Raw genomic sequence first — 14325 nt, 5'->3', positions numbered from 1 at the left:
ATGCGGGTACTGATCGTTAAAACTTCTTCGATGGGCGATGTTCTGCATACGCTGCCGTCACTGACGGATGCCATGCGGGCCATTCCCGGCATTCGTTTTGACTGGGTGGTGGAGGAAGGCTTCGCGCAGATCCCCACCTGGCATGAAGCGGTTGACCGCGTGATCCCGGTGGCGATTCGCCGCTGGCGCAAAGCGTGGTTCTCCGCGCCGATTAAAGCCGAACGCAAAGCCTTCCGTGAGGCGGTGCAGGCACAGCGTTACGACGCCATCATCGACGCCCAGGGGCTGGTGAAAAGCGCCGCGCTGGTAACGCGTCTGGCACACGGCGTAAAGCACGGGATGGACTGGCACAGCGCCCGCGAACCGCTGGCGAGCCTGTTTTATAACCGTCGTCATCACATCGCAAAGCAACAGCATGCGGTGGAACGTACCCGCGAGCTGTTTGCCAAAAGTCTGGGCTATGCGAAACCGGAAACCCAGGGCGACTATGCAATTTCCCGGCATTTCCTGCACGCCTCATCGCAGAAAAGCGACCCTTATTTGATTTTCCTTCACGCGACAACCCGCGATGACAAGCACTGGCCGGAAGCGTACTGGCGCGAACTGATCGGCCTGCTGGCAAGCGCGGGGCTGCGTATTAAACTCCCGTGGGGCGCACCGCACGAAGAGGCACGGGCCAAACGTCTGGCAGAAGGGTTTGATTACGTGGACGTTCTGCCACGCATGAAACTTGACGGCGTCGCTCAGGCGCTGGCAGGCGCTACGGCTGTGGTCTCCGTGGATACGGGCCTCAGCCACCTGACGGCGGCGCTGGACCGTCCTAACATCACGCTTTACGGCCCAACGGACCCGGGCCTGATCGGCGGCTATGGAAAAAATCAGTATATCTGCCGCCCGGAACACTCATCGCAGCTGAGCGATCTCAGCGCCGCTGCGGTATTTGCGCAATTAGAGCCTTTGCTGGCAGCAGAGAGAGCCTATGTCTGATTTTTTCTCAGCGGAGCGCCCGCCAAAGCGCGTGCTGATTATTAAGCTGCGTCACCACGGTGACGTTCTGCTTACCTCGCCGGTTTTTACCGTGCTGAAAAAGAACTGGCCCAACGTGGAGGTCGACGCGCTGGTCTATGACGACACGCAGGCGATGCTGACCAGCCACCCGCATATCGACCAGGTCCATACTATTGGGCGCAACTGGCGCAAAAAGGGGTGGTTCGAACAATTCCGCCTTTACCGCGCCCTGCTGAATACCCTGAAAGACCGTCAGTATGACGTGCTGATTAATCTGACCGAACACTGGCACGGCGCGCGCCTGGCGCGTCGCCTGAAGCCGCGCGTCTCCGTCGGCTTCAGGCCGGATAAACGCGGGGGGCTGGCGCGTCGTCGCTGGGTGAAGTCATTCACCACTCTCTACCCGGCGATTCAGGACAACAGCCGCCATATGGTGGAGGTCAATCTTGACGCCCTGCGCCGGATTGGTATTCATCCCCAGTCCGACGAAGACAAGCATACGCTTTTTGTGCCTGGTGACGCGGCAGAAGCCTCTGTGGCCGAAAAACTGGCCGGGTTTGGGCTCACGAGTAAATCCTACATTCTGGTTCACCCGACCTCGCGCTGGATGTTTAAGGCCTGGGATATCAAAAAGCTGGCAGCGACCATTGATAACCTGGCGGCGCGCGGCTTGCCAATTATCCTTTCCGCCGCACCGTCAAAAGAAGAGAAGGCCTACATGGACGAGCTGCGCGCTGCGCTCACCCAGCCGGTCTTTGATTTGAGCGGTCAGTTGAACCTGAAAGAACTGGGCGCGCTCATGAAGCACGCGCGGGTCTATTTCGGTGTGGACTCCATGCCGATGCACCTTGCAAGCGCCGTCGGTACCCCGACCGTCGCCATCTTTGGCCCTACCGGCGCCATCAAGTGGGCACCGTGGGGGGTGAACTATCGCGTAATCGTTGCCGGGTTTACCTGCCAGCCGTGCGGTAAAGCGGGCTGCGGAGACAGCGGTGTCTCAGACTGCATCACAGCCATCACCCCACAGCAGGTGCTGAGCGCCATCGACACGATGCTCCTGGAAAATCCTGCATGAAGCTGGCGATAGTCCGACAAACCTACAACCCCAACGGTGGTGCAGAACGTTTCGTCTCGCGCGCGCTTAACGTGCTGTCGCAGGACACGTCCCTGGACGTGACGCTGATTGCCCGCCAGTGGGAAGACGCCACCGGCTGGAAAACGCTGACGGTCAATCCGCCGTTCCGTAACCGTATCGCCCGTGAATCCGGCTTTGCCACCGAAGCCGCTTCGCATTTTGCGCAGTTTGATATTGTGCAAAGCCACGAGCGCATACCGGGAGCGACCATTTTCCGGGCCGGTGACGGGGTTCACGCCGCCTGGCTTGAGCAATATGGCCGCATCCTCTCGCCACTGGCGCGCTGGGCGCAATCTCTCAGCCGCTATCACCGCTACATTCTGCAGGCTGAGACGCAGATGTTTACCCATCCGCAGCTGCGCAAGGTGATCTGTAATTCGAAGATGGTGCGCGATGATATTGCCCGTCGCTTCGGGCTGTCGGAAGACAAGCTGACGGTGATCTACAACGGCGTAGACACCGTTCAGTTTAGCCCTGAGGTCCGCGCCCTTTCGCAGCGTGATGCACTGGGCATTCCCCGTAACGCACCGGTACTGGCGTATGTTGGGTCAGGTTTCAGCCGTAAAGGTGTCGCCACCGCGCTACGCGCCATTGTGCCGCACTCTGACGTCTGGCTGCTAATTGCCGGACGCGATAAACATGCGCGGAAGTTTGAAAAACTGGCACAGGCACTGGGGGTTTCCTCACGCGTGAAGTTCCTGGGACCCGTTGCCAACGTGCGCGAAGTCTATGGGACGGCTGATGCTCTGATCCTGCCGACGCTTTACGATCCCTTCCCGAACGTCTGCGTGGAAGCGCTGGCCTGCGGTCTGCCGCTGCTTACCAGCCACGGCTGCGGTGCGGCGGAGTGGATAAACGAGGGTAAAAACGGCTGGGTGCGTGATGCGCTGGACAGCGAAGGCTACCAGCAGGCCATATCTCAATGGCTGAAAGGCCGTGAACAGGGTGTCGATTACTCCGCTGCTGCGCGTGCAACTGCGGAGCCCTTCACCCTGGACAGAATGGCGAAAGAGCTGCAGGCACTTTATCGCGATCTGCTGCGCTGAGCCGCATCGGAGAAGACCTTCTCCATCGCGTCCAGCATACATTCGCGGGTAAAATGTGTACTCAGATAGTCATACCCCTGTTGCGCGAGCGTCTCGCGAAGGGCTGAGTCGTCATAGAGTTTCATTATGGCATCGTGCAGTGCGTTTTCGTCGCGCTGCGCGATTAAAATGCCCGTCTGCCCGTTAATCACCGCATCTCCCGTTCCACCGGCGTCCGTCGCAATAGTTGCAATACGGGTGGCTAATGATTGCAGTACGCCCTGTGGAACACCTTCCATATCGTGCGAAGGACTCAGCGCAATATCAAAGGCCGGAAACCAGCGTTCCGGATCGGGTTGATGTCCCGCCATGACCACGCGCTGCTGTAATCCCAGCGCGGCGATTTCCTGTTCCAGCGTCGCCTTGTGCGGGCCTTCGCCGACAATCGCCAGCTTGATGTGTGGATTGTCGATTTTCGCCAGGGCGCGCAACAGTACGCTATGGCCTTTGTTCGGGCGCAAATGCGACACCACGCCCAGCCAGAAATCGTCTCCGGACAGGCCACAATGCGCGCGGGCTTCGTGCTTATCTCCCGGGTGAAAACGCTGCGTATCGACACCGCTTGGCACCGAGGTACTCTGGGACATCGGCACGCCAATATTTGCCACCTGATGACGCAACGCCTCCCCCGTGGTCACGATATGTGCACAGGCCGTGCGGAACAGCCAGCGTGTCGTCCAGTTGTTGCGCGGTACGCCTGACGCATGACGGGTGCGGACCAGCGGCACAGGGTTGGCGAGCGTCAGATTCGCCAGCGCCACCAGCCATGTATCGGCAGAGTTGTGACTGTTGATAACGTCAATCGACTGACGGTTATCCTTCAGCCAGCGACGCAGCAACCGCAGATTTTTAAGGTTCTTGCGCTTCAACGGCATCGTGACAACCGTCAATCCGGCATTGCGCGCCAGCGCATGCAGCGGCGCGGTTTCCGGACAAAGGAGAGTAACCTGATGGCCACGCTGAATCATCCCAAGCGATTCGTTGATAATGCGCAGAGGCTGTCCGCCTTTGCCACCGTCTGCTTCAGTGTGAACAATATGCATACATTTCCTGTTAAGAATCTCGTCCGCGTGACGCTAATTTGCCGCCTGGCAGGATCTTTGTCCCTCCAGGCATATGTTTTTAGTATCCACCAGATATAATACAGCACGAATGGTATCACCATATTGGGTGGCCTGCCCTGAACACAACGGAGAAAGCATGTCCGACACACCTTTATTGAGCCTTGTAGTCGCCGTCTATAACGGTGAAAAATTCCTCAGCGCATTTTTCGACAGTATCAAAGCTCAACATCTGGACAGTCTGGAACTGGTCGTTGTGAACGACGGGTCAAGTGACAACTCCTCGGCCATCATTGCGCAGTACGCCGGAGAATTCCCGTTCTACAAGGTCATTGACCAGGCGAACCAGGGCGTCTCGGCGGCCCGTAATACGGGTCTGGCGCAAGCGACAGGCGAGTACGTCGCGTTCCCGGATATCGACGATGTCATTTATCCGGGCATGTATCCGCGACTGCTTGAAATGGCCAAAAATAACAATCTCGATGTGGCTACCTGCAACGGCACGTATATCTACGATGACGGCAGGCCGTCGAAGAAAATCTTCCCGTCCGACAAACTGCAATCTACAGACGTGCTGGATGGCCCAACGTGGCTACAGCGCGCGCTGGCGTCGCGTAAATTCCTGCACGTTACCTGGCTGAATATTTATCGCCACGCGTTTATTAAAGAGCAGGGTTTCACCTTTGAGCATGGTCTGCGTCATCAGGATATCCCGTGGACCACTGAAGTGCTGCTTACTGCAAAACGCGTGCAGTACACTGACGAAACGTTCTACGACTACCTGATTCATTCCGCCTCCGTCTCGCACACGCCAGGAACGGATGACACGCGTATGCGTAACGCCCGTCACTACATGAAAATCCTGGAAATGCTGGATGTTATCAACCAGCGCTACCCGGAGGCCGTGCGCCGGGTGCCGGCCTGCAGGTGGCAAATTGCAAAAGAGGGGCTGGGCATTCTGCACGCTATTAACAACATCGGCGATCTCAGCAAAAAACGCGAAATCATCCGTGAACTGTTCGACCGCGGTATCTGGGCACTCATCTGGAAAAATGCCCGTGGACTGCGCCAGCACTGGCGGCTGGGTCGCCGTTATTTCCGTTTGAAACGGTATCTGGCATAAGAGATAGCTTTACCTGGCTTAAATGCTTAGAATTTGCCCGCCGAAACTAAAAAAACGGATAATCGCTTGGAATTGTTGTATACCGCTCTGCTCTACATCATTCAGCCACTGGTGTGGCTGAGGCTGTTGCTTCGTAGCCGTAAAGCGCCTGCGTATCGTAAACGCTGGGCTGAACGCTATGGCTTCTGCCGCAATAAAGTCGCTCCGGACGGTATTTTGCTGCATTCCGTTTCTGTCGGTGAAACGCTGGCGGCAATCCCGCTGGTTCGCGCCCTGCGTCACCGCTACCCGTCTCTGCCAATTACCGTCACGACGATGACGCCAACCGGCTCGGAGCGCGCGTTATCCGCTTTTGGCAAAGACGTCCATCACGTCTATCTCCCTTACGATCTGCCCTGCGCCATGAATCGTTTCCTCAACACCGTGCGCCCGAAGCTGGTGATTGTGATGGAAACCGAACTGTGGCCGAACATGATTTCCGCCCTGCATGCCCGCAAAATTCCGCTGGTGATTGCCAACGCGCGCCTGTCAGAGCGCTCGGCGAAAGGCTACGGCAAGCTGGGTAAATTTATGCGCCGCCTGCTGAGCAAGATCACGCTGATCGCCGCGCAGAATGAAGAAGATGCGGCACGCTTTGTCTCTCTGGGCCTCAAACGCAACCAGCTTGCAGTGACGGGCAGCCTGAAATTTGATATTTCGGTTACCCCTGAGCTCGCTGCCCGTGCGATCACGCTGCGTCGCCAGTGGGCCCCGCGTCGTCAGGTCTGGATTGCGACCAGTACCCATGACGGTGAAGAAGAGATCATCCTGCAGGCGCACCGCAAGCTGCTGGAAAGCTTCCCTGATTTACTGCTGATCCTCGTGCCCCGCCATCCGGAGCGTTTCAAAGATGCCCGTGAAATGGTGCAGAAAGGCGGTTTCAGCTTCACGTTGCGCAGCAGCGGTGAGATCCCTTCCGGCAGCACCCAGGTGGTGATTGGCGATACGATGGGCGAACTGATGCTTTTGTACGGCATTGCTGACCTCGCGTTTGTCGGTGGCAGCCTGGTCGAGCGTGGCGGACATAACCCGCTGGAGCCAGCAGCCCACGCCATTCCGGTGCTGATGGGGCCGCACACGTTTAACTTCAAAGATATCTGCGCGAAATTACAGCAGGCCGATGGTTTGATTACCGTGACCGATGCAGATTCAGTAGTCAAAGAGGTATCGACCCTTCTGACCGACGAAGATTATCGCCTGTGGTACGGTCGCCATGCGGTCGAAGTGCTGCACCAGAACCAGGGTGCCCTGACCCGTTTGCTGCAACTTCTGCAACCTTACCTGCCCCAGCGGAGCCACTAATGTCAACGCGTCTGTCGGTCGTGATGATCGCCAAAAACGCCGCCGACCTGCTTCCGGACTGCCTGGCCTCCGTTGCCTGGGCTGACGAGATAGTCATTCTTGACTCCGGAAGTACGGACAACACGGTGGACGTTGCCCGGGCAGCGGGGGTAAAAGTGTTTATCGACACTGACTGGCAAGGCTATGGCATCCAGCGCCAGCGCGCGCAGGGGTATGCCACCGGTGAGTATGTTCTGATGCTCGATACTGACGAGCGTATTACGCCAGAACTTCAGCAGGCCATTCAGGCAGTGCTTTCTTCGCCTGAGCCTGGCGCCGTATACAGCATTGCCCGCCGCAACTACTTCCTTGGCCGATTTATGCGCCACAGCGGCTGGTATCCTGACCGCGTGATGCGCCTCTACGAGCGCGAGCGGTATCAGTACAACGATAATCTGGTGCATGAATCCCTGAGCTGCGATAACGCCCAGGTGATCCCCCTGACGGGCGACCTGTTGCACCTGACCTGCCGCGATTTCGCCAGCTTCCAGCGTAAACAGCTCAACTATGCCACCGCATGGGCGCAGGAGCGTCACCAGCGCGGCAAGAAGGCCTCGCTGACGGGTATCTTTACCCACACGCTGGGCGCGTTCCTGAAAACGCTGCTGCTGCGCGGCGGCGTACTGGACGGTAAGCAGGGCTGGTTACTCGCGGTAGTGAATGCCCAGTATACTTTCAACAAATACACCGAGCTGTGGGCGCTCTGCCGCGGCTACTCAGAGAAAACGTGAGCCATGAGCACAAAAGCGATTTATCCGGGTACCTTCGATCCAATCACCAACGGTCATCTCGATATTATCACCCGTGCAGCGTGCATGTTCGACAAGGTGATCCTGGCCATTGCCGCCAGCCCCAGCAAAAAACCGATGTTTGATCTCCACGAGCGCGTTCAGCTTGCCACCGATGCCATTTCGCACCTGCCGAACGTTGAGGTGGTCGGGTTTAGCGACCTGATGGCTAACTTCGCCCGCGCCCAGCAGGCGAATATTCTGATCCGTGGTTTACGCGCGGTGGCAGACTTCGAGTATGAGATGCAGCTGGCGCACATGAACCGCCACCTGATGCCGGAGCTGGAGAGCGTGTTCCTGATGCCCTCTAAAGAGTGGTCGTTTATCTCGTCCACGCTGGTAAAAGAGGTGGCGCGTCATCACGGGGACGTTACCCATTTCCTGCCGGTTAACGTCCACCAGGCGTTGATGGAAAAGCTAAAGTAACCCTATTTCTGGCACTGACGGCAGTAGAACGTGGCGCGCTGGGCGTGCTTCGTGGCAATAACTGGCGTGCCGCAGACTCTGCACGGTTCGCCCTTACGGCCATACACCTGAAGCTCCTGGGCAAAATAGCCCGGCTTGCCGTCACTCTGCAGGAAGTCCTTCAGCGTTGTCCCGCCCTGCTCAATTGAGCGAAGTAATACGGCTTTAATTACCCGGACCAGCAGCTCACAATCCTCCGCCGACAGCGAAGAGGCCAGCCGATCGGGATGGATCCCGGCCGCAAACAGCGATTCGCTGGCATAAATATTCCCAACGCCGACCACCAGCTTGTTATCCATTAGCCAGGGCTTAATCGGGCTTTTCTTCTTCGCGCACTTCGCCTTGAGATATTCCGCGTTAAACGCGTCTGAAAGCGGCTCCGGGCCCAGATGCGCCAGCACGTTATGTCCTTCCAGCTCCTTCGTCCACAGCCACGCGCCAAAGCGCCGTGGGTCGGTGTAACGGAGCACTTTGCCGTTGCTCATCACCAGATCGACGTGGTCGTGCTTTTCAGCAGGCAGTTCTTCGGTAAGGATGCGCAGGCTCCCGGACATCCCCAGGTGGATAATAATCCAGCCGTCGGGCAGCTCCAGCAGCAGATATTTCGCGCGACGCTGCACGCTAAGGACGGGTTGATCGCTCAGGGCATGGATCTCATCGGACACCGGCCAGCGCAGACGTCCGTTGCGGACCACCGCGTGAAGAATCGTCGCGCCGACCAGATGGGGCTCAATGCCGCGACGGCTGGTTTCTACCTCAGGTAATTCAGGCATGGTTCCTCCGTTGAGATACAGAATGCAAAAAACCCCGCAGTTGCGGGGTTTTTCGATACAAGGAGACTAAAATTATTTGATTTTAGCTTCTTTGTACAGTACGTGCTGGCGTACAACTGGATCGAACTTTTTCAGTTCCAGTTTTTCCGGCTTAGTACGTTTGTTCTTCGTGGTGGTGTAGAAGTGACCTGTACCAGCAGAAGAAACCAGCTTGATTTTCTCGCGAATACCTTTAGCCATGATTTATTTCCTCTTTAAGTACTTAGTACTTTTCGCCACGGGCACGCAGTTCGGACAGAACTGTATCGATGCCTTTCTTATCGATTACACGCATACCTTTAGCAGATACGCGCAGGGTGACAAAACGCTTCTCGCTCTCAACCCAGAAACGGTGAGAGTGCAGGTTCGGCAGGAAACGGCGTTTAGTCGCGTTCAGTGCGTGGGAACGGTTGTTACCGGTCACCGGACGCTTGCCAGTAACTTGGCAGACTCGGGACATGTCTATTTCTCCAAAAATCAAATTAGCTCGAGCTTCGTATGGGGTATCGGCGCCTCGTCAGGCTTTACAGCCCGGTCATCGCATAGTTCTAAGTGAACTCTCGATTGCCAGGCCCAAATGCCAAACCCGAGATTCTCAAAGGTGGCGTAGTATACGCTGACTCGGCGGTGTGCTCAAGTCCCGAACAGACAAAGATCCCGATGGATCGCGAGAAATAGCCTAAATCCAGCCATGTTCTGCGAAAGAAATGTACTCACCGCGGCCAATTATCAGATGGTCCAGCACACGAATGTCCATGAATTGACAGCATTTGATAATGCGTTCGGTGATTTCTTTGTCCGCTCTGCTCGGTTCTGCACAGCCAGAGGGGTGATTATGCGCGAGGATCACGCCTGCTGCATTCACTTTTATCGCTTCCCGCACAATTTCACGCGGATGCACCTCAACGTGGCTCAATGTGCCCGCAAAGAGACAGCTATGTTTCAGCACCCGATTTCTGTTATCAACAAAGATCACCATAAAGATCTCGCGTTCAATATCGGTTAACTGGCTTTGCAGGAATTCGCGCGTCATTGCGGGTGTCAGGATCGGATCGTCCTTCTCCATGCGGACATTGTAAAAACGGCGGGCAAGTTCGGCAATGGCCCGCAGCTGGGCATATTTCGCCACGCCGATCCCCTCAACGTGCGTAAACTGCGCCAGATCGGCGGTCAGTAAACCGTACAGCGAACCGAAACGTGCTATCAGCTCTTTTGCCAGCGTAAATACCGTTTTTCCGGGCGTTCCGGTACGTAAAAAGAGCGCCAGCAGTTCATCATCTTTTAACAGGGTGACGTCATAGCGCAGCAGTTTTTCGCGCGGCAGCAGCTGCTCATCCTCTTCTTCCATGCTCTTTCTCCTTTTTTTAACCGCATGCTGCCACACGCCAATCCGGCGCTCGACGGCCACGTTGCGTTCTTGCGTAGAGCCTCGCAAAGTGGTCGAAGGACAAAATCACCCCGCTTTGGGGATTGTGATAAAATGCCTGCTCTCTGGTGAAACCCAACAGGAAAGAATCATGATGAGCCTGGCCGGTAAAAAAATCGTTCTTGGCGTGAGCGGCGGCATTGCTGCCTACAAAGCGCCAGAGCTGGTGCGTCGTCTGCGCGAGCGCGGGGCAGATGTGCGGGTCGCGATAACCGAAGGCGGTAAAGCCTTTATCACTCCTCTGAGCCTGCAGGCCGTTTCAGGATACCCGGTATCTGACAGCCTGCTCGATCCGGCCGCCGAAGCCGCGATGGGCCATATTGAGCTGGGTAAATGGGCTGACCTGGTTATCCTTGCCCCCGCCACGGCTGATTTAATCGCCCGGGTGGCGGCCGGTATGGCAAACGATCTGGTCTCTACCATTTGTCTGGCCACGCCTGCCCCTGTTGCCGTCGTTCCTGCCATGAACCAGCAGATGTACCGTAACGCGGCCACCCAGCACAATCTGGAGACGCTGGCCTCACGCGGCCTGCTTATCTGGGGTCCGGACAGCGGCAGCCAGGCCTGCGGCGATGTTGGCCCGGGTCGCATGCTTGACCCGCTGACGATTGTTGATATGGCCGCAGCCCATTTTTCGCCTGTCAACGATCTGCAACATCTCAACATCATGATTACCGCGGGCCCCACGCGCGAGCCGCTGGATCCGGTGCGCTACATCACCAATCACAGCTCCGGTAAAATGGGCTTTGCGATTGCCGCCGCCGCTGCGAAGCGTGGCGCGAACGTCACGCTGGTGAGCGGCCCGGTCTCACTGCCTACCCCTGCGTTTGTGAAGCGAATTGACGTTACTACCGCGCTGGAGATGGAAGCCGCCGTACAGGCTCATGCGCAAAGCCAGCAGATTTTTATCGGCTGTGCTGCCGTCGCAGACTATCGTGCCGAGACGATCGCCGAGGCTAAAATTAAAAAGCAAGGCGATGAATTAACACTAAAAATGGTAAAAAACCCGGACATTGTTGCCGGTGTCGCCGCACTAAAAAGCCACCGTCCATACGTTGTTGGGTTTGCCGCAGAAACGAATAATGTGGAAGAATATGCCCGGCAAAAACGTACCCGCAAAAACCTCGATTTGATTTGCGCGAACGACGTATCGCTGGCCACACAAGGATTTAACAGCGACAGCAACGCACTGCACCTTTTCTGGCAGGATGGAGATAAAGTCTTACCGCTTGAGCGCAAGGAACTCCTGGGCCAACAATTACTCGACGAGATCGTTACCCGTTATGATGAAAAAAATCGACGTTAAGATTCTGGACCCGCGTGTTGGCGAGCAATTCCCGCTGCCAACCTATGCCACCTCCGGCTCTGCCGGTCTTGACCTGCGCGCCTGTCTCGATGACGCCGTAGAACTGGCTCCGGGTGCCACTACCCTGGTTCCAACTGGCCTGGCCATTCACATTGCTGACCCGTCGCTGGCGGCGGTGATCCTGCCGCGTTCTGGTCTGGGCCATAAGCACGGCGTTGTGCTGGGGAACCTGGTCGGCCTGATCGACTCCGACTACCAGGGTCAGCTGATGGTCTCCGTCTGGAACCGTGGTCAGGACAGCTTCACCATTGAACCGGGTGAGCGTATCGCACAGATGGTCTTTGTACCGGTGGTACAGGCAGAATTTAACCTGGTGGCAGACTTTGACGCCACCGACCGCGGCGAAGGCGGCTTCGGCCATTCCGGGCGCAAATAACGGCCCGACAGACACGTATCTCACAGCGTCATAATGCAATAACAAACCGCAAACGCCCGTTTGCGGTCGCTGTGTGGATGCCAGCCTGGCAAGTGCTTATTTTCAGGGGTATTTTGTAACATGGCAGAAAAACAAACCGCGAAAAGGAATCGTCGCGAAGAAATACTTCAATCTCTGGCTCTGATGCTTGAATCCAGCGATGGCAGTCAACGCATCACCACCGCTAAACTGGCCGCCTCTGTGGGCGTGTCTGAGGCGGCGCTGTACCGTCATTTTCCGAGCAAGACCCGGATGTTCGACAGCCTGATCGAGTTTATTGAAGACAGCCTGATCACGCGCATCAACCTGATTCTGAAAGACGAAAAAGACACCACCGCGCGTCTGCGTCTGATTGTGCTGTTAATCCTGGGCTTCGGTGAACGCAATCCGGGCTTAACTCGTATCCTCACCGGCCACGCGCTGATGTTTGAGCAGGACAGACTACAGGGCCGCATTAACCAGCTTTTCGAACGCATTGAAGCTCAGCTGCGCCAGGTACTGCGCGAAAAGAAAATGCGCGAAGGCGAAGGTTACAGCATTGATGAAACGCTGCTGGCAAGCCAGATTCTGGCGTTTTGCGAAGGCATGCTCTCACGTTTTGTGCGCAGCGAGTTCAAATACTGTCCAACGGACGATTTTGACGCCCGCTGGCCGTTAGTGGCTGCTCAGTTGCAGTAACACCGTTGCCGGGTGGCGGCTTCGCCTTATCGGGCCTACGAAATGCGCAGGCCCGTTAAGCGTAGCGCCACCGGGCAATTTAACTACACCCCGAACGCTTCCCGGTACGCACGTACCGCTGCCAGATGGTCCGCCATCTCAGGCTTCTCTTCCAGATACGCAATCAGGTCTTTCAGAGTGATAATCGACGTCACTTTGCAACTGTAATCGCGCTCGACTTCCTGAATAGCGGAAATTTCCCCGCGACCACGCTCCTGACGATCAAGAGAAATCAGCACGCCAGCAAGCGTCGCACCGTTGGCCTGAATGATCTCCATTGATTCGCGGATCGCCGTACCCGCGGTGATCACGTCGTCCACCAGCATCACGCGGCCCTGCAGCGGGCTGCCAACCAGATTCCCGCCTTCACCGTGGGTTTTAGCCTCTTTGCGGTTAAAGCAGTACGGCACGTCACGGTCATGGTGTTCCGCCAGCGCCACCGCGGTGGTGGTCGCAATCGGAATGCCTTTATAGGCCGGGCCAAACAGCAGGTCAAAATCAATCCCGGAATCCACCAGCGCTTCGGCATAGAAACGGCCTAACAATGCCAGATCGCGCCCGGTATTAAACAGCCCGGCGTTGAAGAAATAGGGACTCTTACGCCCGGATTTCAGCGTAAATTCGCCAAACTTGAGTACCTGCTTGTTGAGCGCAAACTCAATAAACTGGCGCTGATACGATTTCATGGATTTGCTCCTTTGGTTTTTCTGTCTTACAGGCAAAAAAAAGGCGACTCATTGGTCGCCTTTAAAATCAATTTTCTAACGCCGCTTTCTGCGTCGTTACAATAGATTCGATTCCCCCTCGGGCCAACGCCAGCAGAGAGAGAAGCTCTTCGTGAGTGAACGGCTCGCCTTCCGCCGTACCCTGTACTTCAATGATGCGACCGTCTTCGGTCATCACCACGTTCATGTCGGTTTCGGCTGCGGAATCTTCAACGTATTCCAGATCGCAAAGCGCTTCGCCGTTAACGATACCAACTGAAACCGCCGCAACCATGCCTTTCATTGGGTTGGTTTTCAGCTTGCCGGCCGCAACCAGCTTGTTCAGAGCGTCCGCCAGCGCCACGCAGGCACCGGTAATGGATGCGGTACGCGTACCGCCGTCTGCCTGAATTACGTCGCAATCGAGAGTGATGGTGAATTCGCCAAGGATTTTCAGGTCAACGGCGGCGCGAAGCGCGCGCGCGATCAGACGCTGAATCTCCATGGTACGACCGCCCTGCTTACCCTTTGCCGCTTCACGGGCATTACGGGTATGGGTCGCACGCGGCAGCATGCCGTATTCTGCGGTGATCCAGCCCTGCCCCTGACCTTTCAGGAAGCGCGGAACGCCTTCTTCGATGGAGGCAGTGCACAGCACTTTAGTGTCACCAAACTCAACCAGCACGGAGCCTTCTGCGTGTTTTGTATAGTTACGGGTCAGGATGACGGGACGCACCTGGTTGGCGCTACGACCTGATGGACGCATGATGGATTCTCCGGCTTGAAACGAATGTGGCTGCGCATTATACGGATAAAGGACGCTTATTCCTATCCTGAGAA

17 protein-coding genes are annotated in these 14325 nt (G+C 56.6%); 10 read left to right on the top strand and 7 right to left on the bottom strand.

The annotated features are described in order from the left end of the window. From rfaC to BM007_RS19030, 3 genes are read left to right on the top strand one after another with little or no spacing between them, the layout of a single operon-like run. Window positions 1-987: a lipopolysaccharide heptosyltransferase RfaC gene (gene rfaC / locus BM007_RS19040; RefSeq protein WP_024906620.1), complete on the top strand. Its 987-nt coding sequence runs from the start codon at window positions 1-3 to the stop codon at window positions 985-987. Next, complete coding sequence (gene rfaQ / locus BM007_RS19035) at window positions 980-2083, top strand: putative lipopolysaccharide heptosyltransferase III (RefSeq protein WP_048992817.1); 1104 nt, start codon at window positions 980-982, stop codon at window positions 2081-2083. The genes rfaC and rfaQ overlap by 8 nt, the downstream gene beginning before the upstream one ends. Then, on the top strand, window positions 2080-3189 hold the full coding sequence (locus BM007_RS19030; protein ID WP_090420366.1) for a glycosyltransferase family 4 protein: 1110 nt from the start codon (window positions 2080-2082) through the stop codon (window positions 3187-3189). Before rfaQ ends, BM007_RS19030 begins: the two co-directional genes overlap by 4 nt. On the opposite strand, the gene BM007_RS19025 is transcribed toward BM007_RS19030, so the two are convergent. Further along, window positions 3168-4271, bottom strand: coding sequence for a glycosyltransferase family 4 protein (locus BM007_RS19025; protein WP_024906623.1), 1104 nt, complete (start codon window positions 4269-4271; stop codon window positions 3168-3170). The two genes, BM007_RS19030 and BM007_RS19025, sit on opposite strands and share 22 nt — an antisense overlap. A gap of 157 nt (window positions 4272-4428) precedes the next feature. Between BM007_RS19025 and BM007_RS19020 the strand changes: the two genes are divergently transcribed. From BM007_RS19020 to coaD, 4 genes are all read left to right on the top strand, one after another. Then, window positions 4429-5412: a glycosyltransferase gene (locus BM007_RS19020; RefSeq protein ID WP_024906624.1), complete on the top strand. Its 984-nt coding sequence runs from the start codon at window positions 4429-4431 to the stop codon at window positions 5410-5412. 66 nt (window positions 5413-5478) lie between these two features. Beyond that, a complete protein-coding gene (gene waaA, locus BM007_RS19015) occupies window positions 5479-6753 on the top strand; it encodes a lipid IV(A) 3-deoxy-D-manno-octulosonic acid transferase (RefSeq protein WP_024906625.1) in 1275 nt (424 codons plus the stop codon). After that, window positions 6753-7523: a glycosyltransferase family 2 protein gene (locus BM007_RS19010; RefSeq protein ID WP_090420363.1), complete on the top strand. Its 771-nt coding sequence runs from the start codon at window positions 6753-6755 to the stop codon at window positions 7521-7523. Before waaA ends, BM007_RS19010 begins: the two co-directional genes overlap by 1 nt. A 3-nt stretch (window positions 7524-7526) precedes the next feature. After that, window positions 7527-8006, top strand: coding sequence for a pantetheine-phosphate adenylyltransferase (gene coaD / locus BM007_RS19005; protein ID WP_008502695.1), 480 nt, complete (start codon window positions 7527-7529; stop codon window positions 8004-8006). 2 nt (window positions 8007-8008) lie between these two features. On the opposite strand, the gene mutM is transcribed toward coaD, so the two are convergent. From mutM to radC, 4 genes are all read right to left on the bottom strand, one after another. Then, the gene (gene mutM / locus BM007_RS19000) at window positions 8009-8818 is read right to left on the bottom strand and encodes a bifunctional DNA-formamidopyrimidine glycosylase/DNA-(apurinic or apyrimidinic site) lyase (protein ID WP_090420360.1); all 810 of its coding nucleotides are present in this window, start codon (window positions 8816-8818) and stop codon (window positions 8009-8011) included. A gap of 72 nt (window positions 8819-8890) precedes the next feature. Beyond that, on the bottom strand, window positions 8891-9058 hold the full coding sequence (rpmG, locus tag BM007_RS18995) for a 50S ribosomal protein L33 (RefSeq protein WP_003024094.1): 168 nt from the start codon (window positions 9056-9058) through the stop codon (window positions 8891-8893). Between the two features lie 22 nt (window positions 9059-9080). After that, window positions 9081-9317, bottom strand: a complete 237-nt coding sequence (gene rpmB, locus BM007_RS18990) for a 50S ribosomal protein L28 (protein WP_002436699.1) — start codon at window positions 9315-9317, stop codon at window positions 9081-9083. A 219-nt stretch (window positions 9318-9536) separates the two neighbouring features. Then, window positions 9537-10205 carry a RadC family protein gene (gene radC / locus BM007_RS18985; RefSeq protein ID WP_024906628.1) on the bottom strand — a complete coding sequence of 223 codons (669 nt, stop codon included), beginning with the start codon at window positions 10203-10205 and terminating at the stop codon, window positions 9537-9539. 172 nt (window positions 10206-10377) lie between these two features. On the opposite strand from radC, the gene coaBC reads away from it, so the two are divergent. The 3 genes from coaBC (at window position 10378) to slmA (ending at window position 12742) form a co-directional block, all read left to right on the top strand. Next, the gene (gene coaBC / locus BM007_RS18980) at window positions 10378-11589 is read left to right on the top strand and encodes a bifunctional phosphopantothenoylcysteine decarboxylase/phosphopantothenate--cysteine ligase CoaBC (protein WP_024906629.1); all 1212 of its coding nucleotides are present in this window, start codon (window positions 10378-10380) and stop codon (window positions 11587-11589) included. Beyond that, window positions 11567-12025 (top strand): dUTP diphosphatase, encoded by a 459-nt coding sequence (gene dut, locus BM007_RS18975; RefSeq protein WP_008502691.1) that lies wholly within the window; start codon window positions 11567-11569, stop codon window positions 12023-12025. The genes coaBC and dut overlap by 23 nt, the downstream gene beginning before the upstream one ends. Before the next feature lie 120 nt (window positions 12026-12145). After that, window positions 12146-12742 carry a nucleoid occlusion factor SlmA gene (gene slmA, locus BM007_RS18970; protein ID WP_024906630.1) on the top strand — a complete coding sequence of 199 codons (597 nt, stop codon included), beginning with the start codon at window positions 12146-12148 and terminating at the stop codon, window positions 12740-12742. Between the two features lie 83 nt (window positions 12743-12825). Here slmA and pyrE read toward each other — a convergent pair whose 3' ends face one another. Beyond that, complete coding sequence (gene pyrE, locus BM007_RS18965) at window positions 12826-13467, bottom strand: orotate phosphoribosyltransferase (protein WP_024906631.1); 642 nt, start codon at window positions 13465-13467, stop codon at window positions 12826-12828. A gap of 67 nt (window positions 13468-13534) precedes the next feature. After that, on the bottom strand, window positions 13535-14251 hold the full coding sequence (rph, locus tag BM007_RS18960) for a ribonuclease PH (protein WP_024906632.1): 717 nt from the start codon (window positions 14249-14251) through the stop codon (window positions 13535-13537). Window positions 14252-14325: the final 74 nt, after the last annotated feature.

The sequence above is a fragment of the Enterobacter sp. NFIX59 genome (genome assembly GCF_900113755.1).
Classification (GTDB): Bacteria; Pseudomonadota; Gammaproteobacteria; order Enterobacterales; family Enterobacteriaceae; genus Enterobacter; species Enterobacter pseudoroggenkampii.
This window is presented reverse-complemented; position numbering and strand designations above follow the sequence as displayed.